This is a genomic window from Jiella flava, from assembly GCF_017349315.1.
GTDB classification, from domain to species: domain Bacteria; phylum Pseudomonadota; class Alphaproteobacteria; order Rhizobiales; family Rhizobiaceae; genus Jiella; species Jiella flava.
Window position 1 is genome coordinate 68,802 of record NZ_JAFMPP010000001.1, and the last position, 21,993, is coordinate 90,794.

The 21,993-nt window shown below is 64.6% G+C and carries 19 protein-coding genes; 9 read left to right on the forward strand and 10 right to left on the reverse strand.

Annotated elements, in window-relative coordinates:
• Positions 1–5: 5 nt before the first annotated feature.
• The 6 genes from cobJ to J1C48_RS00365 all read right to left on the reverse strand — a co-directional run bounded on the left by cobJ (position 6) and on the right by J1C48_RS00365 (position 9,049).
• Positions 6–1,847, reverse strand: coding sequence for a precorrin-3B C(17)-methyltransferase (gene cobJ / locus J1C48_RS00340; protein WP_231081500.1), 1,842 nt, complete (start codon positions 1,845–1,847; stop codon positions 6–8).
• Positions 1,844–2,614, reverse strand: coding sequence for a precorrin-2 C(20)-methyltransferase (gene cobI, locus J1C48_RS00345; protein ID WP_207255658.1), 771 nt, complete (start codon positions 2,612–2,614; stop codon positions 1,844–1,846). Before cobI ends, cobJ begins: the two co-directional genes overlap by 4 nt.
• Positions 2,611–3,924, reverse strand: a complete 1,314-nt coding sequence (gene cbiE, locus J1C48_RS00350; protein WP_207255659.1) for a precorrin-6y C5,15-methyltransferase (decarboxylating) subunit CbiE — start codon at positions 3,922–3,924, stop codon at positions 2,611–2,613. Before cbiE ends, cobI begins: the two co-directional genes overlap by 4 nt.
• Positions 3,921–4,544, reverse strand: coding sequence for a precorrin-8X methylmutase (locus J1C48_RS18805; RefSeq protein ID WP_231081535.1), 624 nt, complete (start codon positions 4,542–4,544; stop codon positions 3,921–3,923). Before J1C48_RS18805 ends, cbiE begins: the two co-directional genes overlap by 4 nt.
• 995 nt (positions 4,545–5,539) lie before the next feature.
• Positions 5,540–6,676: a sirohydrochlorin chelatase gene (locus tag J1C48_RS00360; RefSeq protein WP_207255660.1), complete on the reverse strand. Its 1,137-nt coding sequence runs from the start codon at positions 6,674–6,676 to the stop codon at positions 5,540–5,542.
• 447 nt (positions 6,677–7,123) lie between these two features.
• The gene (locus J1C48_RS00365) at positions 7,124–9,049 is read right to left on the reverse strand and encodes a putative bifunctional diguanylate cyclase/phosphodiesterase (protein WP_207255661.1); all 1,926 of its coding nucleotides are present in this window, start codon (positions 9,047–9,049) and stop codon (positions 7,124–7,126) included.
• Positions 9,050–9,345: 296 nt separating this feature from the next.
• Here J1C48_RS00365 and J1C48_RS00370 point away from each other — a divergent pair, with 296 nt between their 5' ends.
• Entirely contained in the window at positions 9,346–10,089 is a 744-nt protein-coding gene (locus tag J1C48_RS00370) for a TSUP family transporter (protein ID WP_207255662.1), read from the forward strand.
• Positions 10,090–10,126: 37 nt separating this feature from the next.
• Positions 10,127–11,611, forward strand: coding sequence for a cobyric acid synthase (locus tag J1C48_RS00375; RefSeq protein ID WP_207255663.1), 1,485 nt, complete (start codon positions 10,127–10,129; stop codon positions 11,609–11,611).
• 100 nt (positions 11,612–11,711) lie between these two features.
• Here the strand turns inward: J1C48_RS00375 and rcdA are convergent, their stop codons facing one another.
• On the reverse strand, positions 11,712–12,245 hold the full coding sequence (gene rcdA / locus J1C48_RS00380) for a protease adaptor protein RcdA (RefSeq protein ID WP_207255664.1): 534 nt from the start codon (positions 12,243–12,245) through the stop codon (positions 11,712–11,714).
• 469 nt (positions 12,246–12,714) lie between these two features.
• Between rcdA and J1C48_RS00385 the strand changes: the two genes are divergently transcribed.
• Together J1C48_RS00385 and J1C48_RS00390 are read left to right on the forward strand one after the other, a co-directional pair.
• Positions 12,715–13,728: an NAD(P)H-quinone oxidoreductase gene (locus J1C48_RS00385; protein WP_207255665.1), complete on the forward strand. Its 1,014-nt coding sequence runs from the start codon at positions 12,715–12,717 to the stop codon at positions 13,726–13,728.
• 352 nt (positions 13,729–14,080) lie between these two features.
• Positions 14,081–14,791, forward strand: coding sequence for a DUF1013 domain-containing protein (locus J1C48_RS00390; protein ID WP_207255666.1), 711 nt, complete (start codon positions 14,081–14,083; stop codon positions 14,789–14,791).
• 120 nt (positions 14,792–14,911) lie between these two features.
• On the opposite strand, the gene J1C48_RS00395 is transcribed toward J1C48_RS00390, so the two are convergent.
• The 3 genes from J1C48_RS00395 to J1C48_RS00405 form a co-directional block, all read right to left on the reverse strand.
• A complete protein-coding gene (locus J1C48_RS00395) occupies positions 14,912–15,853 on the reverse strand; it encodes a cytochrome c (protein WP_207255667.1) in 942 nt (313 codons plus the stop codon).
• A gap of 175 nt (positions 15,854–16,028) precedes the next feature.
• The gene (locus J1C48_RS00400) at positions 16,029–16,187 is read right to left on the reverse strand and encodes a DUF3309 family protein (protein ID WP_207255668.1); all 159 of its coding nucleotides are present in this window, start codon (positions 16,185–16,187) and stop codon (positions 16,029–16,031) included.
• Between the two features lie 327 nt (positions 16,188–16,514).
• Positions 16,515–16,688 (reverse strand): DUF3309 family protein, encoded by a 174-nt coding sequence (locus J1C48_RS00405; RefSeq protein WP_207255669.1) that lies wholly within the window; start codon positions 16,686–16,688, stop codon positions 16,515–16,517.
• Between the two features lie 205 nt (positions 16,689–16,893).
• Between J1C48_RS00405 and J1C48_RS00410 the strand changes: the two genes are divergently transcribed.
• The 5 genes from J1C48_RS00410 (at position 16,894) to ispG (ending at position 21,990) form a co-directional block, all read left to right on the forward strand.
• Complete coding sequence (locus J1C48_RS00410; RefSeq protein WP_207255670.1) at positions 16,894–17,373, forward strand: MarR family winged helix-turn-helix transcriptional regulator; 480 nt, start codon at positions 16,894–16,896, stop codon at positions 17,371–17,373.
• A complete protein-coding gene (locus J1C48_RS00415; RefSeq protein ID WP_207255671.1) occupies positions 17,370–19,448 on the forward strand; it encodes an FUSC family protein in 2,079 nt (692 codons plus the stop codon). Before J1C48_RS00410 ends, J1C48_RS00415 begins: the two co-directional genes overlap by 4 nt.
• Before the next feature lie 9 nt (positions 19,449–19,457).
• Positions 19,458–19,667 (forward strand): DUF1656 domain-containing protein, encoded by a 210-nt coding sequence (locus tag J1C48_RS00420; protein ID WP_207255672.1) that lies wholly within the window; start codon positions 19,458–19,460, stop codon positions 19,665–19,667.
• Positions 19,664–20,602, forward strand: a complete 939-nt coding sequence (locus J1C48_RS00425) for an efflux RND transporter periplasmic adaptor subunit (protein WP_207255673.1) — start codon at positions 19,664–19,666, stop codon at positions 20,600–20,602. The genes J1C48_RS00420 and J1C48_RS00425 overlap by 4 nt, the downstream gene beginning before the upstream one ends.
• 116 nt (positions 20,603–20,718) lie before the next feature.
• Positions 20,719–21,990, forward strand: a complete 1,272-nt coding sequence (gene ispG / locus J1C48_RS00430; RefSeq protein ID WP_207255674.1) for a flavodoxin-dependent (E)-4-hydroxy-3-methylbut-2-enyl-diphosphate synthase — start codon at positions 20,719–20,721, stop codon at positions 21,988–21,990.
• Positions 21,991–21,993: the final 3 nt, after the last annotated feature.

Here is a 21,993-nt window from a genome sequence, read left to right on the forward strand (position 1 = left end):
GCTGTTCAGGTCTCGGGCGTGCCCACGCCTTCGCCGCGATCGATGCCCGATCCTGGTTTGCGCGCGTAGCCGCGCGGCGTATAGGCCCAGCATCGGCCGTCGCCGGTCCGCACCGTACGGGAGTTCGATGAGCCAACGATGACCACGGTCAGCATGTCGACATCCTCGACCTCGAGCTTTTCCAGCGGCACGATACGCACGTTCTCGCCGGCTCGGCCGAGATTGGCCGCGAGAATCACCGGCGTGTCGGCCGGGCGATGCTGCAACAGCGTGTCCCGGGCGAACGCGAGCTGGGTGCGGCGCTTTTTCGAGACGGGATTATAGAAGGCGATGACGAAATCGCCCTCGGCCGCTGCCCGCACACGCCGCTGAATGTCGTCCAAGGGAGTCAGGAGATCGGACAGCGAGATGGTGCAGAAGTCGTGGCCAAGCGGCGCACCGGCCCGGGCCGCAGCCGCCTGTAGCGCGGAGATGCCGGGTGCGTTGACGATCTCGATCCGCCGGGCGGCGTCGGACAGGTCGCCGCGATCGATGAGCTCGTAGACCAGCGTTGCCATGGCGTAGATGCCGGCATCGCCCGAGCAGACCAGCGCCACCGTCCGCCCCGTTCCGGCGAGTTCCATCGCATGGCGCACCCGAGCCTCTTCCTGGCCAAGGTCGAAATCGTGGCGCGTCTTGCCGGAGACGAGCGGCCCGAGGAGATCGAGATAGAGCGAATAGCCGACGAGATCGCTGGCACGAGCCACCATCCGGCTGACCTCGGGCGAGCGCCAAGCCTCGCTGCCCGGCCCGATGCCGACAACGAAGAGTTTGCCCCGCGCCCGGCCGATGGTCTCCGGATCCACCGGCGCCGCCGCTTCACCCAGAGCGGCGGTGACCCGCGCCGCCTTGCGCTTGGCGATCCTGAGCCGCCCGCCCGGGCCGGTGGCAGCGAGCGCGGCCCCCTCGGCAACGCCATGGCAGCCGACTTCGGCGAAGACGACATCCGAGGGCTGTTCCAGCCGCGGCGTCTCGGCTTCCAGCCGCGCAGCGGAAAACACCCGCATCGGCACGCCGAAATGGTTGGCGACGGCATGCAGCGCCGCCTCGTCCGCCTTGACGTCGAGGCTGGCGACAGCGGCGAGCGACAACGGGCTGACGCCGGCTTCGGCGAGGACACGCGCGGCAAGCGCGATCGCCTCGTCGGCCGGCGCGCCGCGCTCGGCGCCCAAGCCGAGGACGAGGCTCTGCGGCCGATAGAGCAGCTCGTTCGGCTGAGCCGGGCGGGCTGCGCTCGAGACGGTGAGGCGCAGCGCCCCATCGGCCGAAACCGGTATAGCGGACGCATCGATCCACGGCGCCGAACCGCTGATCGTCGCGTCCTCGCCGGCGAGCAGCGCCGCCATCACCGCCTTGGCGTACTGCGGATTTTCAAGGCAATAGCCCGCTGGCGGCGCATCGAGCGCGACGCCGAAGGCCACGTCGCCCGCCGTCGTCACCGCCGCAAAGCCCTGCGTTTTGGCCGCAATCGTCCGCGCCAGATCGTTGGCGCCGTGGTGACCGCCGAGGAGCGGCACGACCGCCGAGCCATCCTCGGCAACGGCGACGACCGGCGGCTCGGTTCGCTTGTCGGCCAGGAGCGGCGCGAGAATGCGGATCAGCGCCCCGCTCGCCATCAACGCAACGATCGGCCGGCCCTCGGCAAACAGCACCCGCAATCGGTCGCCGACGCCGGTCTCACCATCACCTGCCCGCCGGCCAACTGCCTCGACCATCCCGCCGATTGCCGCCGCAATCGTCTCCGCCAGCGGGCGGGCAGCCTCGGTCAGATAGAGGACCACGGGTCGGGGATCTCGCGCAGCGCTCACGCCGGACCTTTCTCATGCGTCGGATCAACAGTCTGGCGGGCCGCCGCGTCGCGACGATAGCGCCCGGCGATCGCCGGCTCGTCGCCGCAATAGCCGAGGATCATCGAGAAGTAGGGGGCAGCCCCCGAGACCTCGGCAAGCGGCAGAATTCGCTCTTCAGCCAGACTCACACGCTCGCAATAGACCGACCGGTCGATCAGCCCGAGCCGCGCGATCAGCGCCCGCACGCGGTCGAAATGCCGGCCGAGCTTCATGATCACGAAGGCGTCGGCCGCTTCGAGCTGGGCGGCCAGAGCCTCGTCGTCGAGTGGCCCCGGGATCACCGTCAAGACGTCGTTGCGGGCCGCCAGCGGGCGCAGCGATCGTGCAGCCGATGCCATTGGCGAGGCGACGCCCGGCACAATCTCGATCGCATAGCGCTCTGCGAGCCGCTCGAAGAGATACATGAAGGAGCCGTAGAAGAACGGGTCGCCCTCGCACAACACGGCGACATCGTCCCCGGCGTCGAGCCGCGCCGCAATCTCATGTCCCGCCTGGTCGTAGACCTCCGCAGCCGGGAAGCGCTCGACCCGCATCGGCACCACGATCGGAATCTCGTCCTGATCGGCGCGCAAAAACTCCGCGACGATCGCGCGGGCAAAACTTGCCCCCTTATCGGGCGCCGGATACGCGACGACCGGGCACGCCCGCAACACACGCAGCGCCTTCAACGTCAACAGCTCCGGATCGCCGGGCCCGACGCCGAGGCCGAACAACCGGCCTGTCATCCCACAGGCTCCGGCTTGGCCTGCGGCTTTTGATAAGGCTTGGCGACATGCCAATGGATCACCGGCATCGCCGGCTTGAAACCGCGAAATGGGCCGACCTTTTCCGCCCGGTCGATCTGCGCCCGCATCAACTCGCCGCCATGGCGGGCGTGCAAGTCGATGAGGATCGCTTCGGATTCCAGCGTGACCGCGTGGGCGACCATCCGCCCGCCAGGCTTCAACGCGCTCCAGGCCGCTTCGAAGACACCGTCCGAAAGACCGCCGCCGATGAAGATCGCATCCGGCGCGTCGAGCCCGGCCAGCGCTTCGGGCGCCCGCCCTTCGACGATCAACAGTTCCGGCACGCCGAGGGTCGAGGCATTTTCGGCGATCATCGCCGCCCGCTCCGGCTTCAGCTCGATGGCGATGGCGCGCATGCGCGCAGCGGCGCGCAACCATTCGACGGCAACCGAGCCGGCGCCCGCACCGACGTCCCACAACAGCGCGCCGGGCATCGGCTCCAGCGCCGCGATCGCCAACGCCCGCAGCATGCGCTTGGTCATCTTGCCGTCGTGAATGAAGGCGTCATCCGGCAGGCCGGCGACGGCCGGGCGCGGCGTCGCGGCGCGCCCGGCGACGCAATCGACGGCGACGATGTTGAGATCGGCCTCATCAGTCAGGTCATAGCCGGCCGCGACGGTCTCGCGCCGCCTCTCCTTTGAACCGCCGAGATGCTCCAGCACGGTCAGCCGGCTCTGGCCAAAGCCCCGGCTGGTGAGGAGCCGCGCGATCTCTCGAGGCGACGCCGCATCGGCGGACAGAACCAACAACCGTTCGCCGGGGAACAGATGGCGCGAGAGCTGATCCACCGGCCGGCCGTGAACGGTGAGACAGGCGGCATTCTGCAGCGGCCAGCCAAGCTTGGCCGCGGCCAGGGAAAAAGCCGAGGGCGCACTGAGAACGCGCATCTCGGCGGCCTCGATGTGCCGGGCCAACGTCGCTCCGACTCCGAACCACATCGGGTCGCCGGTGGCGAGCACCACGGTTGGCGTGCCGGCGCGCTGCAGGAGGCGATCGAGCGCGTCCACGAAGGGCTTATCCCAGAGGAACGTTTCAGCGTGGGTATCGCCAAGCATGGCGAGATGGCGCTCGCCGCCAAAGATGGTCTTGGCCGCGTCGAGAGCGTCGAGCGCATCGCCGGTCAATGAGGCAAGGCCGGCATCGCCGATGCCGATGATCGTCAGCCAGGGCTCGGCGGCTGAAGAAGCGGCCCGTTCGTCGTCTGATGGCCCGGACGCGCCGGACAGCCAGGGGCGGACCGGATCGCTCATCTCTCCTCCGTGCCGATGGCAAGCGCGTTGACCACGGCGGCCGCGAGCGCCGAACCGCCGAGACGGCCGGACAGGGTGACGAAGGGCACACCGCGGGAGTCGGCGAGAAGCGCCGCCTTGGATTCGGCCGCGCCGACGAAGCCGACCGGCAGGCCGATGATCAGCGCCGGGCGCGGCGCACCGTCGTCCAGCCGCTCGAGCAGTCGAAACAGCGCCGTCGGGGCATTGCCGATAGCGACGATCGCGCCTTCGAGGAGGTCATCGCCCCACAGATCGACCTGAGCCGCCGAGCGGGTGGTGCCCTCGCGCTCGGCGATGCGCCGGGTGCGCGGGTCGGTCAGCCGGCAGACGATCTTGTTCTGCTGCTTCAGATTGGCGCTGATGATGCCGTGGGCGACCATTTCGGAGTCGCACAGGATCGGCGCACCGGCATCGAGCGCCGCGCGGCCGGCGGCAACCGCACCCTCAAAAATCGTCAAAGAAGAGACGATATCGGTCATGCCGCAGGCATGGATCATCCGCACCGCGATCGGTTCGGCCTCGTCCGGGATGCCGGACAAGTCGGCCTCGTCGCGGATGATCCGGAAGCTCTCGGCGTAGATCGCCGCCGGATCGCGCAGGTAACCGCCGGCGACGCCGTTGGCGAAAGCCTCGACGCCGCCCTCGCCGGACTTGTCCGCGACGAGATTGGCCTCCTGCAACTGATCGAGACCGACGATCCAGCCTTCTTCGCCGAGGATCACGCCAAGATCGTCCTCGCCGAGATGGCGCGGCACATCGAGCAGCGGGAAAAACCGATCCGCGGCATCAAGCCGGGCGAAGAGTTCGGCGAGCGTGTCGACCTGGGCTTCGTCGAGACAGGTCTTTTCGCCGCGATCGATGTCGACGAGGCTTGGATAGATTTCAGCGAGCACGATGGGCGCTTCGATCGCCTCGGCAAACCGCGTCTCGAACGGCCAGACGGCAATCTTGCCGGCAAATTCGGGATCGGCCCGCAGCTGCTGCAGGCGGGCAAGGCCGGTGATCGCCTGGCTGCCGACAGAGCCGGTGAAATTCAGCTTCCAGACCGGCTGAGCCTTGCCGGTGCGCGCCTCGCACAAGCGCTTTTCGGGCAGCGCCGTCGGATAAGGATCGGGCTTGGTGACCGACAGACCCGGCACCTCCTGATGCATCGGGCGGCCCCAATACATCGGCGCGAAGGCGAGCTTTTCGCGATTGAGCCGCCCGGTGACTTCAAAGCGGTTGGAGAAGTTGTCATCGCGGTCCTGCATCGCCTCGCCGAAATAGGCCCACAAGGCCTGCCAGCCGCCCTCGCCGGCGATCACCGTCGAGGCCCCGCGCGGATAGCCCAGCGGGAAATCGAAGCCGCAGAACACGGTCTTGTCATCGGCGAGCGCATCGCGCAGGAACTGACGCAGCCGCGCCATCGCCGCCGCGCGGGTCGGCGGATTGACGGTCTCGATCATCCGGATGCCGCCCGCAGCGCGCTCGGCAAGGGCGATCCAGATCGAATCCTTGCCGGTGGTCGGCGTATTGGAGGCCGACCAGTCGATGATGGCGTAGCGGTCGAAAAGGGGCATGGTCCTGTGTCGTCTCGTCTGTTCAGGCGCCGTATCTAGCGCATCGACCGCGGGCCGAGCGGGTGATCGGCATGCGGATAAGGATGGTGATGGTGGCCATGCCCGTGGTCGTGGGAATGGCCCTGCCCATGCGCATGCCCGTGATCATGGGCGTGATGATGACCATGATCACCGTGATGGTGATGATCGTCGTGATCATGCCCGTGATGATGGTGCGCGTGATCACCATGGGAATGGCCGTGGTCAGCCTTTTGCCGAGGCGTCTGTGGGCCAGCCGTGCCGCGATACTCGCTGTCGTCGGAAAAGCCGATTCCCTCGACGTGATGGTGATGGCTCTCCTGGACGAGCCCGACCTCTGCCTCGAAGCCGAGCATCTGCTCGCGATATTTGCAGAGCTGGCAATTCATGTTGTTGGTGCCTTCGAGGATCTCGGTCAGGCGATCGACGAAGGTCTCGACCACCAGATCCTGGGCACCGATATAGGAGGCCTTGAGAAAATTCAGCTCCGGATGGGCTGCGGCAACGGCGTCCGTCGCATCGTAGATCCGCCGGACCAAGATGCCGGTGAAGAGGAAATACGGGAAGACGACGATCCGCCGGTAACCGAGCTTGGCCGCATGGGTCAGCCCGGGCTCGACCAATGGGAAGGTCACGCCCGAATAGCAGGTCTCGCCCCAGCCGAAGCCGAAGCTCTCCCACAGCATCCGCATGACCTTGGCGACGTTGGAGTTGGCGTCGGGATCGGAAGCCCCGCGCCCGACGACGACGAGCATCGTGTCGTGTAGCGGCTCGCCCTCACGCCAGCCATCGGCCATCAGGCATTCCTTGATCCGCTCGCCGGCGGCCCGCAGCATCTTCAAATCGATGCCGAGTTCGCGGCCATAGGTGATCGTGATGCCGGTCTCGGCAGCGTAGGTGTTGAGCACCGAGGGAATGTCGTTCTTGGCATGGCCGGCAGCAAACAGCATGCCGGGCAACGCCATGATTTCGCTCGCGCCCTCCTTCCGCAGGCGATCAAGCCCGTCGCGGATGATCGGCTTGGCAAATTCCAGATAACCGTAATCGGTTGTCCAGTCGGGCAGACGCGCTTTCAGCTTTTCGGCAAGGCTGGCGAATTCCTGCACCGCCCCGCGATCCCGGCTGCCATGGCCGCACAGCATCAACGCTTTCATGACTGTCTCCGATCCTCCTGTCCCTGCACGACGCCGGAGGATCCACCGCCCCGATCTCGCGGGGGCCGGCGAATCATTCCGACAGCTCCGTCTTGGTCCCCTATTTGGGTCAACCGCACCGGAATCGCTTTCAACCCCATCGCGGGGGCACCGTCGTTTCGTGAGCCATGGCCTAGTGGTCCGATTCCGACATTTGATATCGTGTTGTGGAGACTGTTCAGCCAATATCGGAATCGAAATGACCACGAGCCAAGATTATGATCCTTGTGGATTTTTCGAATTTGACATTTGATTCAACGGACGATCCCAACTGGGATTCAAATGTCAAATTCAATCCACTAGAGGGGAATTGCCGCGCGGTCAAACCAGGTCGTGGCGGCGGCATCGCGGGCTGGCGGCCACGACTAAGCGTGGCGTGGAGCCGTGCAGCGGTGCCGAAGCTACCCTTCAGATATGGCTTGGCTCCGCGTTCCACGTTGCAAGCCATCGATCGAAGGCCTCAAACGGCATAGGCCGAGCGAAGTGATAGCCCTGAAACTTGTGATAGCCAAGCTCTTCGAGACTTGAGACTTGATCGTCGTCCTCCACGCCCTCGGCGATGCAGGGCAGCCCCACCGACGAGCACAGCGCCAGGATCGAGCGCAGCAACGCAGCGCCATTTTGGGATTTGTAGTCGCGCACGAAACTACGGTCGATCTTCACCCGATCGATCGACAGACGATGCAGATAGCTCAGGCTCGAATAGCCGGTCCCGAAATCGTCGAGGGCGATTTCGCAGTCGAGCGAGCGCAAGAGAATGATCGTGCTCTCGGCGATCTCGAAATCGCGCATGAGCACCGTCTCGGTCAGTTCGAAGATCAGCTTGTACGACGGCAGGCCAGACTTGAGCACGCGGGCGACGATCGACAGCACCGTCATCGAATTGGTCAGGTCGTGGGCTGACAGGTTGAACGACAGCTTGATCGCCGGCGGCAGGCGCGCGGCAATCGCCAGCGCCTTGTCGAGCAGCGTCAATGTCACCTCGTGCATCATGCCCATCCGCTCGGCGACGGCGATAAAGAGATCGGGCCGAACGTCACCGAGAACCGGACTTTTCCAGCGCGCCAGAACTTCCACGGCAACGATTTCATCCCGTCGCAGATCGATGATGGGCTGCAAGACGAGCTGCAGCTCGTTGACCAAGTTCGCTTGGCGCAGGGCTGATTCGATTTCCCGGGTCGAACGAACCTTGGCTTCATGTTCGAAGGAATAGGCGGTGACGGCGCTGCGCCGCTCGGCCTTGCAGCTGTGAACGACGAACGCCGTACGGCCGAATAGAGAGTCGGCACTTTCGTCGGCACCGAGCGTGGCCAGCCCGCAGGATGCCGTAACCCGCAGGTTCAACCCGGCGACCTCGAAGGGAAGGGTCATCGCGTTGCACACTCTCTCTCCGATGGCACGACCGGCAGATTCGTCGCTCTCGACCAGAAAGGCAAACTCGTCACCACCGAGGCGAGCGACAACGATGCTGTCGTCCACAACCGCCCGCAACCGTTGGGCAACCGCTTGCAGAAGCTTGTCGCCGACGATGTAGCCGTGGACATCGTTGATCAGCTTGAACCGATCGAGACCGACGATACCCAGCGTCAGGGGCTTTCCGGCGGCGACAGCCGCGTTGATCCGATTCTCAAGGACTTCGAAGAAAAACCGGCGGTTTGGGATCTCGGTCAAAAGATCGGTGTGGGCAAGCTGGAGATTGGCATGACTGAGGGTCTCAGCCGTCTCCATCGACTGCACCGACTGCCGAAAACTTTCGAAGCTGTTCAGCATGACCTTGATCATCACCGCGATCACGAGGGCGAGATTGAAGCTGATCGTAAGATGTTCGGCGCCGCCGTCATTCAGGAAGATGAACAGAGGTGGAACGACCACCACGGCGCTGACGATCAGAGCCGCCTGCGGGAGCAGGGTTAGCGACAAGATGCAACCGATCACCGTGATCGCCGAGAACACCATCACATGGGCTTCTGTGGTTTTGTCGCCGTAACGTGTCAAAGCCAGGGCCCAGAAAACATAGATGGCCGAAACGACGGCCGACAGGATGATCGCCCGACGCAATTTGCTCCTGGCTGCCTCAGCCGACATGCTTTCCACATTCGGGCGGATCCAGAAAAACGTGCGCGCCAAGAACGCCGACAGCATCAAGACCGGCATAAATATGGTCAGCGTCAGGGGCGCCTGATCCCTGAAACTGTAAGCAATTGAGGCGATATTGATGGCGAGGAAGGCATAGAGCAATGGCAGTTGCGGACGCAACTCGTGCAATTGCGAGACGAACATGCGGTCACCGACGTTGCGCAAGCTAAACCAATCGGCGGCCTCACTGAACCTCATGACATCTTCTTCCGGGAAATACACGCCAGCGCAACCAATAAGGCATATGTCAAACCACACTTAAATAAGCGTAAATCAGCGAAACATCCGCGATAATCATGCTTGTCATCGCGCGAATTTGAGTCAGCCCACAAGAAATTCTGGCGGCTCTAAGCGCACCGCGTTCCGCCTCGCTGGATTCGACGGTATATGCGATGCCACGCCACAGCGAAGACGCGTCTTGCCATCTCCTGCCGACCATGTTCGTCCGAGTTTGCGAGGCTCATTTCAGCCCTGCCTCCAATTTTACGGACGTCATGCCAATCGACATTCTGGTTCTTCTTGTCGCCGTCGCTTTCGTCGCCGGTTATGTCGACGCGGTCGCAGGCGGTGGCGGTCTGATCACCATCCCGGCGCTGCTTTTGGCGGGGGTTCCGCCGCTGACGGCGCTCGGCACCAACAAGGTGCAGGCGATCTTCGGATCGGCGTCAGCGACCTACGCTTATGCCGCCAAGGGCCATATGAATCTGCGCCGGCAGGCTCCGATGGCAGTCTTGTCCTTCGCCGGCTCGTGTCTCGGCGCGGTCGCGGCCCGCAGCGTGCCGACGGCGATCCTGCAAGTCGGCCTGCCGTTTCTGCTGATCGCCATCGCCCTGCTCTTCGCCTTCAAGCCGGGCCTCTCCGACGTCGATGCCGAGCGACGACTGTCGCCAGCGGTGTTCGCCTTCCCGCTGGTCCCGCTGATCGGCGCCTATGACGGCCTGTTCGGGCCCGGCACCGGTTCGTTCTTCATGCTCGCCTTCGTTGCGCTCGCCGGCTACGGCGTTTTGAAGGCGACGGCCCATACCAAGCTTCTCAACTTCGCCTCCAATCTCGGCGGCTTCGCCGTCTTCACACTCTCTGGTTCGGTGATCTGGCAGGTCGGCCTGGCAATGGGCATCGCGCAGTTCGTCGGCGCCCGGCTCGGCGCGATGACGGCGATGCGCTTCGGCTCGAAACTGATCCGCCCGCTGCTCGTCGTGGTGTGCCTCGCGCTGGCCATCAAGCTGCTCTGGACCTAAAGGAGATCGGCGGCAGCGACACGGAGGGTGCGCAGCAATGGCGACACGAACACCGGCGATCATGCTGCAAGGAACCGGCTCCGACGTCGGCAAATCGGTGCTGGTTGCCGGGCTCTGCCGGCTTTTTGCCAATCGCGGGCTGACGGTGCGTCCCTTCAAACCGCAGAACATGTCGAACAACGCCGCCGTCGCCGTCATTCCCGGCACGACCGATTTCGGCGAGATCGGCCGGGCCCAGTGGCTGCAGGCGCTGGCCTGCCGCACCCCGCCAAACGTCGACATGAACCCGGTGCTGCTCAAGCCGCAATCGGAGACCGGCAGCCAGATCGTCCTTGCCGGCAAGGTCGCGGGCGCGGCCCGCGGCCGCGAATATCAGGCGCTGAAGGCGACCTTTCTCGACACGGTCCTCGCCAGCTTCGAGCGACTCGCGGACCATGCCGATCTCGTCGTCGTCGAGGGCGCCGGCTCGGCCGCCGAGATCAATCTGAGAGCCAACGACATCGCCAATATGGGCTTTGCCCGCGCCGCCGACGTGCCGGTGATGCTTGTCGGCGACATCGATCGCGGCGGGGTGATCGCCTCGCTGGTCGGCACCCATGCGATCCTTGACGGCGCCGATCGGAGGATGGTGAAGGGCTATCTGATCAACCGGTTTCGCGGCGATGTGACACTGTTCGACGACGGGGTCGCGGCGATCACAGACTTCACTGGCTGGCCCTGCCTCGGCGTCGTGCCGCATCTTGCCGCCGCCGCGCGGCTGCCGGCAGAAGATTCCGTCGCGCTGGAGCGGCCGGCGCAGCCGGTGAAAGCCGGCGCGCGCCTCAAGGTGGCGGTGCCGGTGATCGGCCGGATCGCCAATTTCGACGATCTCGATCCGCTCGTGGCCGAACCCGAGGTCGCCGTCGTCTTCGTGCGGCCCGGCGATCCGCTGCCGGCCGATGCCGGGCTGATCGTCCTGCCCGGTTCGAAATCGACCATCGCCGATCTTCGCGTGGTCCGGGCCAATGACTGGGATCGCCAGATCGCCGATCACGTCGCCCGCGGCGGCCATGTCGTCGGCCTTTGCGGCGGCTATCAGATGCTCGGAACGCAGGTCCGCGATCCTGACGGCATCGAGGGTGAGGAGCGCGCGGCCGAAGGGCTCGGCCTTCTTGCGGTCGAGACGGTGCTGCTTCCGGCCAAGACCGTCCGCCCGAGTCGTGCCATGACGCCCGACGGGCTGGCGCTCGAGGGCTACGAGATCCATCTCGGCCGCACCCATGGCCCCGATTGTGCCCGTCCGACGGCGATCCTCGACGGCGAAGCGGACGGCGCGAGCACGGCCAACGGCCGCATCATCGGCACCTATCTGCATGGCCTGTTCGTTGCGGACGATTTTCGCCGTGCCTTTCTGGCCCGCTTCGGGATTACCAGCAGCGGCGGCTATCGCCAGTCGGTCGATGCCGCCCTCGATGAGATCGCCGCGGCGCTGGATCGACATGTCGACATCGAGACCCTGCTGGCGATCGCGCACGATCGATGAACGAGTTGCGGCCGAACCGCCGCGGCATCGGCCGCAGAACCCTATGACATGCGGAGAAAAACCCGCCGGCCGGACACCGACGGACGGGCCGAGAGGTGCGTCAGCCGTTGAAGGCGGTTCTCAGCAGATCGATCTGCTGGCCGACCGGATTGGCGATCTCGTCGAGATCGTCCTGCGGCATGGCGGCACCATAGATCTCGCGGTCGAGTATTGCGATCCGCCTCTCCAGCTTGATCGCCCGCTCGACAAGATCGCGGAAGCGATCAGGCAATTCGCCGAAATGCGCTGAATCCTTCGCGCTGCCGAGGCCTTCGAGGCGAACCTTCACCTTCTCCGCCTCGACCTGGCTACGCGACATGTCGCCCTGATTCGCCGCGCGCTGCAGCAGCAGCCAGGATGCGACCTGCATCAGCCGCGTCGTCAGGCGCATCGATTCCGCTGCGTAAAGCGTGGCGCCGGCCCGGGACAGGTTGCGCGCTTCGCTCCGCCCCTCGCCGTCGAGATAGGCCGCGGTCTCGTCGACCATCGCCATGCCCTCGTTGAAGAGCGGCTGAAACGACCGCGAGAACGCCAGGTGTTCGGCCAGCTTGATGGTCCGGTCTGCATTTCGAGAATCTGTCGTCTGGGATGCCATCGCCTCGCACCAACTCCTGCCTGCATGTCGGAAGAATCTTAATACGCGCAACACTGTAGCGTCGTCATCGCGTTGTAAGGTGCTGCGAGTTCGCCTCCGACGCAAGCCGGCATGGTAGTCTTTTCTTAACCAAGGTTAATCCCGAGCGCACCTGCCGACGAACAAAAAAAAGAGCCGCAGCGAACGGCTCTCAGGAGTTTCAACAGGGAGGCGTCAAGCGAAGCGGGGAAGCCGCGCCGCCTATCCAGTGAACTGGACTGACCTCATTGATACACAGGAAACCTTACCTGAAGGTTAACAGTGGCTTTCCATCGCAACAGAATTTCTACCTTTTGCCAGACGAGTCAGCGCTGGTGGATTGAATTTGACATTTGCATCCCAGTTGGGGTCGTCCGATGAATCAGATGTCGGAATCAGACCACTAGACGCGGACCGTCACGACGAAGACATTGGCAGGAAAGAGCTTGAGATGACGGAGCATCACAAGAAGATGCGGGTGGTGGAAATCGGCGAGCCGGGTGGTCCGGAGGCTCTGCGCATTGCAACCCGCGCCCGGCCGGCACCTGGCGACAGCGAAATTTTGATCGAGGTCGCCGCCGCCGGCGTCAACCGACCGGACGTCATGCAACGGCAGGGGTTCTACCCCCCGCCAGCGGGTGCGCCGGATTGGCCAGGCCTCGAGGTCGCCGGGACCGTCGCCGCGCTCGGATCCGGCGCATCGCGCTTCGCGCTTCACGACAAGGTCATCGCGCTGGTGCCCGGCGGCGGCTATGCTGACTATGTGACTGTTCACGAGACGAATGCTGTCGCGGCGCCCCACGGCCTCAGCTTCGTCGAAGCCGCCGGTATCCCCGAGACCTTCTTCACCGTCTGGCACAACGTTTTCCAGCGCGGCGGCCTGAAAGCCGGCGAGACCGTCCTCGTCCACGGCGGCACCTCCGGCATCGGCACGACAGCGATCCAGCTTGCCGGCGCTTTTGGCGCGCGGGTGTTCGCGACTGCCGGCAGCGACGAGAAATGCCGGGCGGCCGAAAAGCTCGGCGCCGAGGTCTGCATCAACTACAAGACGGCCGACTTCGTCGCCGCCCTGAAGGAGGCCACCGGTGGGCACGGTATCGACCTCACCCTCGACATGATCGGTGGCGACTACACCGCCCGCAACATCGAGGTGGCGGCCGAAGACGGACGAATCGTGCAGATCGCCGTCCAGAAGGGTGCCAAGGCCGACATCGATCTCTTCAAGATCATGCGCAAGCGCCTCACCCTCACCGGTTCGACCCTGCGCAACCGGCCGGTCGCCGTCAAGGCCACGATCGCCGAGGAATTGTCCACCCATGTCCTGCCTTTGATCGCAAGCGGCAGGGTCAAGCCGCTCATCGATGCGACCTATCCGCTGGAGAAGGCGGCCGACGCCCACCGGCACATGGACGACGACCATATCGGCAAAATCATCCTGACCACCGGCCTCGGCGACGAGGCTTGAGAGACGCGGGCAGCCGTCGCCGCAGCAGACGACGCCAACGGCCGATCGGGTAACCGGGCTTTTCGCGGCGCTGATGGTATCGTGCGGGGCCTCGGCATGCTGAAGCGTGAGAAACGCGGCGCCTTCGCTGTCAGATTTGAGAATGTCAGCGTCTTCGGCTCTCCGCACGCGCGGCTGCCGTGTGCTTTTTGCCTGAAAAATTTTCGACAAACACATTACAAATCCCGCGCCCACCGCTCTTTTCCTTGCGCCGTCAGCGCGAAGGTCCTATATCGGTGCGCGAATTTCCGGACATCCTGCGATGATCCAAAGCCTCTCCCGCTCGGGGCAGGCGAACAGGAGGATTTTATCCATGGCCCAGCAATTGTTGATGCCGAAAGCGACCGCCGTCTGGCTGGTCGACAACACCTCGCTCTCCTTCGAGCAGATTGCGGATTTCTGCACGCTGCACCCGCTCGAGGTGAAAGCAATCGCCGACGGCGAGTCGGCGCAGGGCATCAAGGGCCTCGATCCGGTGATCACCGGTCAGCTCAGCCGCGAGGAGATCGAGCGCGGCGAGAAGGACGAAAAGTATCGCCTCAAGCTCGCCCCGCCCAAGGTCCGCGTTCCGGAATCCAAGCGCAAGGGCCCGCGCTACACCCCGGTTTCCAAGCGTCAGGATCGGCCGAACGCGATCCTGTGGCTGGTGCGCAATCATCCCGAGATAAAGGACGCGCAGATTTCCCGTCTCGTCGGCACCACCAAGAACACGATCGAACAGATCCGCGAGCGCACCCATTGGAACTCGGCCAATCTGACGCCGATGGACCCGGTGACCCTCGGCCTTTGCTCGCAAATCGATCTCGACCTCGAGGTGGAGAAGGCGACCCGCGGCCTGCCGCCACGCGCCGAGGATCTCGCCGAGGAAGAGCGCCTCTTGTCAGCCGCCCAGACTCAGGATTGGATTTCCACCGAGCCGCGCCAGCCGAGCGACGAAGACGAGATCGACGAGGCGGCGGTCTTCGCCAAGCTCTCCTCGATGCGTCGCTCCGAGCCCGAGGACGACGACGACAGCCAGCTCTAAAGGCTCAGGCCGGGCAGATCGCGCCGTGCCCTTTTTGATCACACGAAGCCCGGCAACGCGATTCTGCGTGCCGGGCTTTGCCTTCTTTGGATCGTGACGCGAGCCTTGCTCGGATGAGCGTTATTTCTCGGCGGCGGCCGCGCCATCCTGGGGCGGGATCGCCTTCAGATAGGCGGCGATCGCTTCACGGTCGGCCTTGGTGAGCTTGGCCATATTCTCCTGCACCTCGACCATCGAACCGCCGACGGAATCGAAATCCGGCGTGAATCCGGATTCGAGGAAATAGGTGATGTCGTTCGCTGACCATGAGCCGATGCCGGCATTGGACGGCGTGATATTCGGGATGCGGCCCTTGCCGTCCGGATTGGGCGCACCGGCAAGCCATTCGCCGGTCTCGAGACCGCCCGCGCCGCCAAAGCTGCGCGGTGTGTGGCACTGGCCGCAATGGCCGGGGCCTTCGACCAGATACTGCCCTGTATGCGCGGCTTTCGAGGCGTCTTCGGGAAGCTGGATCACCGGGCGGCCATCGCCGAGGAAGACGAGCTTCCAAAGACCCACCGCCGGCCGGATGTTGAACGGGAATATGAGATCGTTCGCCGGCGCCTTGCCCTTGACCGGCGGAAGCGTCTTCAGAAACGCCCAGAGATCGGCGATATCCTGCTTCTTCATGGTGACGTAGGAGGTGTAGGGGAAGGCCGGATAAAGATGCCGCCCCGTTGGATCGACGCCGCGCTGCATGGCGTTGGCAAAGTCGGCCAGCGTCCAGCGGCCGATCCCGTCATCCGGGTCCGGTGAGATGTTGGGCGCGTGAAACGTGCCGAAATCGGTGTTGAGCGGGTCGCCGCCGCCGAGCTTTAGCCGGTCGTCGCCCTTCGCCTTCGACGGCGCATGGCAGGACACGCAGCCGCCCGCCCAGAACATCCGCTCGCCGCGGCTCGCATCGCCGCTGCCCTCAGCGGCGATCTGATCGGCATTAAGCCGGTGCGGGATGGTGAGCACCTTGAACGTTCCTGCGCCGGCGAGAAGGACGACGAAAACGCCGATCAGGATGGTGTTGAGCATTGGGCGCTTCCCGTTCAAAGCCGCCCGCATCCGGGCCCTGCCGATAGGGCAGAGTGGGGGTCGGCGTTGAGGACCGTCAAGCGCCGCGGCGGCACGTCCCATACCCAAACGATCAAGGCCCCGCGCACGATCGCGTGCGCGGGGCCTTGGTTTTGCCAAAGGGTTCGGAGCTGCGTCAGATCCGGCCCAGCAGCAACAGGACGATCAGCACCACCACCACAAGGCCGAGAATGCCCGACGGTCCATAGCCCCAGCCGCCCGAATATCCCCAGGTCGGCAGCGCGCCGACCAAAAGCAGAATGATGATGATGAGAAGGATCGTTCCGAGACTCATGGCGTTATTTCCCTTGCGGAATACTGAACACCCTCACAAACCGTTGAACATCGCAAAGCGTTCCCTGAGCAAAGAAATTTCGGCGCGAGGGTGAGAGCGACCTTTGAATCGACGCATCGTGCTTTGCCGAAAATCGATTCCGATGTTCGGGCCGATGCTGGAGTGGTCTGACTCCGACATTTAGTCCCGTGACGTGGAGACCGCTCAGCACATGTCGGAATCGAAAAGACCACGGGCCAAGGTTATGATCCTCGTGGAGTTTTTTAAAATTTGACATTTCATTCAACGGACGACCCCGACTGGGATGCAAATGTCAAATTCAATCCACTAGTTCGGACCTAAGCCCCCGATCGCGACGAAGACCGCAATCATCAGAAAGATCAGCCCCATCGCGATCGTTGGACGATAGCCCCATTGCCGCGAATAGGGCCAGGTCGGAATGGCGGCGATCAGCATCAAAAACACGATCACGACGAGGATCGGACCCAGTCCGACATCCATGGCGATCTCCTCCCTTGGCGATGCATGGCAGACGACGAGAGCCCTTGGGTCGGGCGCTCGCCGCCGTCATTGAGATAGCCGCAAGGGCCGGCGCGGCAATTGCCGCAAGGGATCGGCGGTCGAGGCGCCAATCATTCGGTCACATGACTAAACGTGATCGCGCTACCAATTGCATCCTATTAGATAGGACACTATCAATAATACCATGAACACAAACCAATCCCTTCAGTTCGATCTGACGACGAACCTCGTGCGTGTCGGCCGCGTTTGGCGCCGGCATGTGCGCAATCTTGTCGAAGCGCACGGCATCTCCGAGGCCTGCGCGCATCCGCTGATCACCATCGGCCGGATGGGCGACGGGGTGCGCCAGGGCACGGTGGCGGACGAAGTCGGGATGGAGGGCCCGTCGCTGGTGCGCCTGCTCGACCAGCTCTGCGAATCCGGCGTGGTGGAGCGTCGGGAAGACCCGTCCGATCGCCGCGCCAAGACGCTGTGGCTGACGAAAAATGGCCGCGCGTTGATGGAAAGCATCGAGGCCGATCTCGTGGCGCTCCGGACGCGGGTGCTGAAGGACGTGCCCCGCGCCGACATCGAGGCGACGCTACGGGTCATCGCCGTGCTCGACGCCTATCAGCCCGAAGTGGATGCGGGCGACGCGTCCGAGAGCCCGAAAGAGCGACCATGATCTCCGGATTTTCCCTGCCCAACCAGCGGGAGTGGATCTTCTCGGCGAAGACTTTCGCCGCGTCCATGCTCGCCCTTTACATCGCCTTGAAGGCCGGCCTGCCGCGTCCTTATTGGGCGATGGCGACGGTGTTCATCGTTGCCAATCCGCTGGCCGGCGCGACCCGCTCGAAGGCGCTTTACCGCGCGCTCGGCACGGTGTTTGGGGCGACGGCGGCAATCGTCGTCGTGCCGCTTTTCGTCAATCAGCCCGTCATCTTGAGCGCGATTGTCGCGACCTGGACCGGCGGGCTGCTCTTCCTCTCCTTTCTTGATCGTACACCGCGCGCCTATATGTTCATGCTGTCGGGCTATAGCTTGCCGCTGATCGCCTTGCCGCTGGTCGGCGATCCGGCTTCGGTCTTCGACGTCGCCCTCGCCCGCTCGCAGGAAATCATCCTCGGCATTACCTGCACCAGCCTCGTCAGCGCCCTCGTCCTGCCCCAGAGCCTCGGTCCGGTCGTTGCTGCACGGGTCGACGACTGGATGAAGGACAGCCGCGGCTGGATCCGAGGCGCTCTGACCGGCAAGGGCGAAGACAGTCTTCGCGAGATCGTCGCCCTGGCCCCCGACGTGCGCGCCGTCGATCAGCTCATAAGCCAGTTGCGCTACGATCCGGAGATGACCGCCGTGGTGCGAGCCGCCCACGAGCTGCGGGGCCGGCTGGTCATGCTGCCGGCTCTCGTCTCGTCGCTGTCGGACCGGCTCGCCGGAATCCGCGGCGACGACGGCAAACTGAGCGCCGAAATGACGGTGCTTTGCTGGGAGATCGAGGCCTGGGTGATGAGCAACGGGACGCCTCATGCGCAGGGCAGCCGGCGGCTCTTTGCCAAGATCGCCCAATTGCGCGGGCGTTACGATGAGAAAAGCGACTGGTCGTCCCTGCTCACCGAAAGTGCGCTCGCCCGCCTTGCCGATCTTGTTTCCCTATGGACGGACATGGTCACCCTTGAGGGGGAGATCCTTGCGGGCCGGAAAGCCCGCTGGACCCCGCCGCTGCAATTGGCGAATGTCGCCGCCAACGTGCCGCATTACGATTTCGGCATGATGGCGTTTGCCGCCGGCTCGGCGATCCTCGGCGTGTTTGCGGCGTCGTTGATCTGGATCTTTTCCGGCTGGGACCAGGGAGCGGGCTTCGTGTTGATCGCCGCCGTCTCGGGCTCTTTCTTCGCCACCGCAGACAATCCGCTGCCACTGCTGAAGCAGATGACGCTTGTCACCATTCTCGGCTGCCTGATCGCCGGCATCTACGTCTTCGCCGTCCTGCCGCAGGTCACCACCTTTGCCGGTCTCGTCGTGGTCTTCGCGCCGGTCTATCTCGCTCTACCGATCTTGATCGCCCGCCCGCAGACCGCCTTCATCGGCCTTCTTCTCGCGGTGAACAGCGCGACGCTGATGACCCTGCAGGAGGTCTACAGCGCCGACTTCACCCGCTTCGTCAACGGAGCCATCGCCGCAATCCTCGGCGCATTGTTTACAATGGTCTGGATGATCCTCACCCGGCCCTTCGGGGCGGCGCTGGCCGCGCGGCGGTTGGAGCGCCAGGGCTGGCGCGAGATCGCCGAACTCGCCGCCGGCCGCCGCGGCGACGCGACGGCGGTCTTCGCCGGCCGATTCTTCGACCGGACGAGCCAGCTCGTGCCGCGCCTTGCCGGGGCCGCACCACAGCGGAGCGCCGAAATCTTCGCGGAAATGCGGGTCGGCATCAATGTTTTGGAATTGCGGCGGCTGGTCGATCACAGGACCGCCGGTGCGATGACGGAAGCGATCCGTGCCGTCCTCGATGCCGTTGCCGATCATTTTCGCCGCCGCGCTGAAACGGGAGGGCCGGCCACACCGGACGGGCGGGCTTTGGGCCAAATCGATACCGCCCTCCTCGCCATCGCCCGGCATCCGGCTGACACCGATCGGCAAAAAGCGGCCCAGGCCCTGGTCGGCCTGAGACGGGCATTGTTCGCCGAGGCGCCACCACTGGCGCCGGCTCCTGAACCCGACGCTCGCGCGCCCTTATCCACACCCGCCGCCGCTGCGGCCTAGGAGATATCGATGACTGGTGATCTGCCGATCTTCGGGATCTTCGTCCCGAAGGCTCTTCTGCTCGCGCTGACGTCTTACGGCGCGCTGCTCCTCTGCAAGAAGGTTCTCGCCCGCCTCGGCGTCTATCACGCCGTCTGGCACCCGGCACTGTTCGACCTTTCGATCTACATCCTCATCTTCTCCGGCTCGGCGAAGGCCGCTCAATGGTATCTGACATGACCGCTCGTCTCTCCCGCATCCTCAAAAGCCTGTTCACTCTCACCGTCTTCGCCGTCGCCCTCTTCGCCGGCTGGAACGTCTGGCAAGGCTATATGGACACCCCATGGACCCGCGACGGCCACGTGCGGGCCGACGTCGTCTCGCTCGCGCCGGACGTCTCCGGCCAGGTCGAGGCAGTGCTCGTTTCCGACAATCAGCGGGTCCACAAAGGCGACGTGCTCGTCCGGCTCGATCCGCAGCGCTTCCAGATCGCCCTCGACCTTGCTAACGCCTCGTTGAAGGACAAGACGGCGGCGCTCGATCAGGCCCAACGCGACGCCGAGCGTTACAACCGGCTGAAGGGCGGCCCGGCGGTCTCGGCTCAGGCGATCGAGAAGGCGGACCTCGCCCTCAAACAGGCCGAGGCGGCCTATCAGGAAGCCCAGTCCAACCGTGATCTCGCGGCGCTCAATCTGAAGCGCACCAAGGTGCGCGCGCCGTCGAACGGCGTGATCAGCAACCTCGCGCTCAATCCCGGCGATTATGTTTCCGCCGGCAAGGGCGTCATGGCGCTGATCGATACCGATACACTGCGCGTCGAGGGCTATTTCGAGGAAAACCAGCTGCCACAGATCGCCGTCGGCGACCCGGTGGACATCGCGCTGATGGGCCAGCGTTCCCCCCTCCACGGCCATGTCGAGAGCATCGCCGCCGGCATCGAGGACCGCGAGCGATCGGACGGCTCGAACCTGCTCGCCGATGTCACGCCAACGTTCTCCTGGGTGCGGCTCGCACAACGCGTGCCGGTCCGCATCGCCCTCGACGAGGTGCCGGACGGAACGCGGCTCGTCACCGGCCTGACCGCGACGGTGACCGTGCATCCGACCGACACAGCCGCGACGACCACCGCTGATGCCGAGAACACCGACAGGACAAAGCCGCAGATCGGCGGCTGACCGCGCCCAGTCACGTCACGGTTCCGTCACTCCGGGACGGCACAATTGACAAGGGATGGCGAACGCGCCACGTCGAAGACACGCGCTTGCATCCTTCGTTCGACAGGACCTGCCCCATGACTCTCCAGACGCCGATCCAGACCGTCTCGGCTGACCCCGCCCCGCGCCGCCAGACCGTCGGCGTCGACGTCGGCGGCGTTCTTGTCGGTGGCGGGGCGCCGGTGGTCGTCCAGTCGATGACCAACACCGACACGGCGGATATCGACTCGACCGTCGCGCAGGTCGCAGCGCTGTCGCGGGCCGGCTCGGAGATCGTCCGCATCACCGTCGACCGCGACGAGGCGGCCGCCGCAGTGCCGAAAATCCGCGAAAGGCTCGAGCGCCTCGGCCTGAACGTGCCCTTGGTCGGCGACTTCCACTATATCGGCCACAAGCTGCTCGCCGATCATCCGGCCTGCGCCGAAGCCTTGGCAAAATACCGCATCAATCCCGGCAATGTCGGCTTTCGCGACAAGCGCGACAAGCAGTTCGCGGCGATCGTCGAGATGGCGATCCGCTACGACAAACCGGTGCGCATCGGTGTCAATTGGGGCTCGCTCGATCAAGAGCTTTTGACCACCTTGATGGATGCCAACAACGCACAGCCGCAGCCTCTCTCGGCTCGCGCCGTGACCCGCGAGGCGATCATCCAGTCGGCGCTGCTCTCGGCCGCGCTTGCCGAGGAGATCGGCCTGCCGAAGAGCCGGATCATCCTCTCGGCCAAGGTCAGCCAAGTGCAGGATCTGATCGCCGTCTATCGCGATCTTTCCCGCCGCACCGATCATGCGCTGCATCTCGGCCTGACCGAGGCCGGCATGGGCTCGAAGGGCATCGTGGCCTCATCGGCGGCGATGGGAATCCTGCTGCAGGACGGCATCGGCGACACCATCCGGGTGTCCTTAACCCCGGAGCCGGGCGGTGATCGGACCAGGGAGGTTCAGGTCGCGCAGGAACTGCTCCAGACCATGGGCTTTCGCCAGTTCATCCCGATCGTCGCCGCCTGCCCCGGCTGCGGCCGCACCACCTCGACGGTGTTTCAGCAGCTGGCGGAAAAGATCCAGAGCGACATTCGCGAAAACATGCCGCTCTGGCGGGAGAAATATCCGGGCGTCGAAGCATTGAACGTCGCCGTCATGGGCTGCATCGTCAACGGCCCGGGCGAATCGAAGCACGCCGACATCGGCATCTCGCTCCCCGGGACCGGCGAAACCCCGGCCGCGCCTGTCTTCGTCGACGGCAAGAAGGTCACGACCCTGCGCGGCTCGACGATCGCGGCGGAATTTCAGACGATGGTCGCGGATTATATCGAGAACCGCTTCGGCAAAGGGCGCGCCGACGCCGCCGAATGATGC

Coding starts and splice junctions, on each gene's coding strand:
- cobI (WP_207255658.1), bottom strand. CDS start 2,614: ATGACAGGCCGGTTGTTCGGCCTCGGCGTCGGGCCCGGCGATCCGGAG.
- cbiE (WP_207255659.1), bottom strand. CDS start 3,924: ATGAGCGATCCGGTCCGCCCCTGGCTGTCCGGCGCGTCCGGGCCATCA.
- J1C48_RS00360 (WP_207255660.1), bottom strand. CDS start 6,676: ATGAAAGCGTTGATGCTGTGCGGCCATGGCAGCCGGGATCGCGGGGCG.
- J1C48_RS00365 (WP_207255661.1), bottom strand. CDS start 9,049: ATGAGGTTCAGTGAGGCCGCCGATTGGTTTAGCTTGCGCAACGTCGGT.
- J1C48_RS00370 (WP_207255662.1), top strand. CDS start 9,346: ATGCCAATCGACATTCTGGTTCTTCTTGTCGCCGTCGCTTTCGTCGCC.
- J1C48_RS00375 (WP_207255663.1), top strand. CDS start 10,127: ATGGCGACACGAACACCGGCGATCATGCTGCAAGGAACCGGCTCCGAC.
- rcdA (WP_207255664.1), bottom strand. CDS start 12,245: ATGGCATCCCAGACGACAGATTCTCGAAATGCAGACCGGACCATCAAG.
- J1C48_RS00385 (WP_207255665.1), top strand. CDS start 12,715: ATGACGGAGCATCACAAGAAGATGCGGGTGGTGGAAATCGGCGAGCCG.
- J1C48_RS00390 (WP_207255666.1), top strand. CDS start 14,081: ATGGCCCAGCAATTGTTGATGCCGAAAGCGACCGCCGTCTGGCTGGTC.
- J1C48_RS00395 (WP_207255667.1), bottom strand. CDS start 15,853: ATGCTCAACACCATCCTGATCGGCGTTTTCGTCGTCCTTCTCGCCGGC.
- J1C48_RS00400 (WP_207255668.1), bottom strand. CDS start 16,187: ATGAGTCTCGGAACGATCCTTCTCATCATCATCATTCTGCTTTTGGTC.
- J1C48_RS00405 (WP_207255669.1), bottom strand. CDS start 16,688: ATGGATGTCGGACTGGGTCCGATCCTCGTCGTGATCGTGTTTTTGATG.
- J1C48_RS00410 (WP_207255670.1), top strand. CDS start 16,894: ATGAACACAAACCAATCCCTTCAGTTCGATCTGACGACGAACCTCGTG.
- J1C48_RS00415 (WP_207255671.1), top strand. CDS start 17,370: ATGATCTCCGGATTTTCCCTGCCCAACCAGCGGGAGTGGATCTTCTCG.
- J1C48_RS00420 (WP_207255672.1), top strand. CDS start 19,458: ATGACTGGTGATCTGCCGATCTTCGGGATCTTCGTCCCGAAGGCTCTT.
- J1C48_RS00425 (WP_207255673.1), top strand. CDS start 19,664: ATGACCGCTCGTCTCTCCCGCATCCTCAAAAGCCTGTTCACTCTCACC.
- ispG (WP_207255674.1), top strand. CDS start 20,719: ATGACTCTCCAGACGCCGATCCAGACCGTCTCGGCTGACCCCGCCCCG.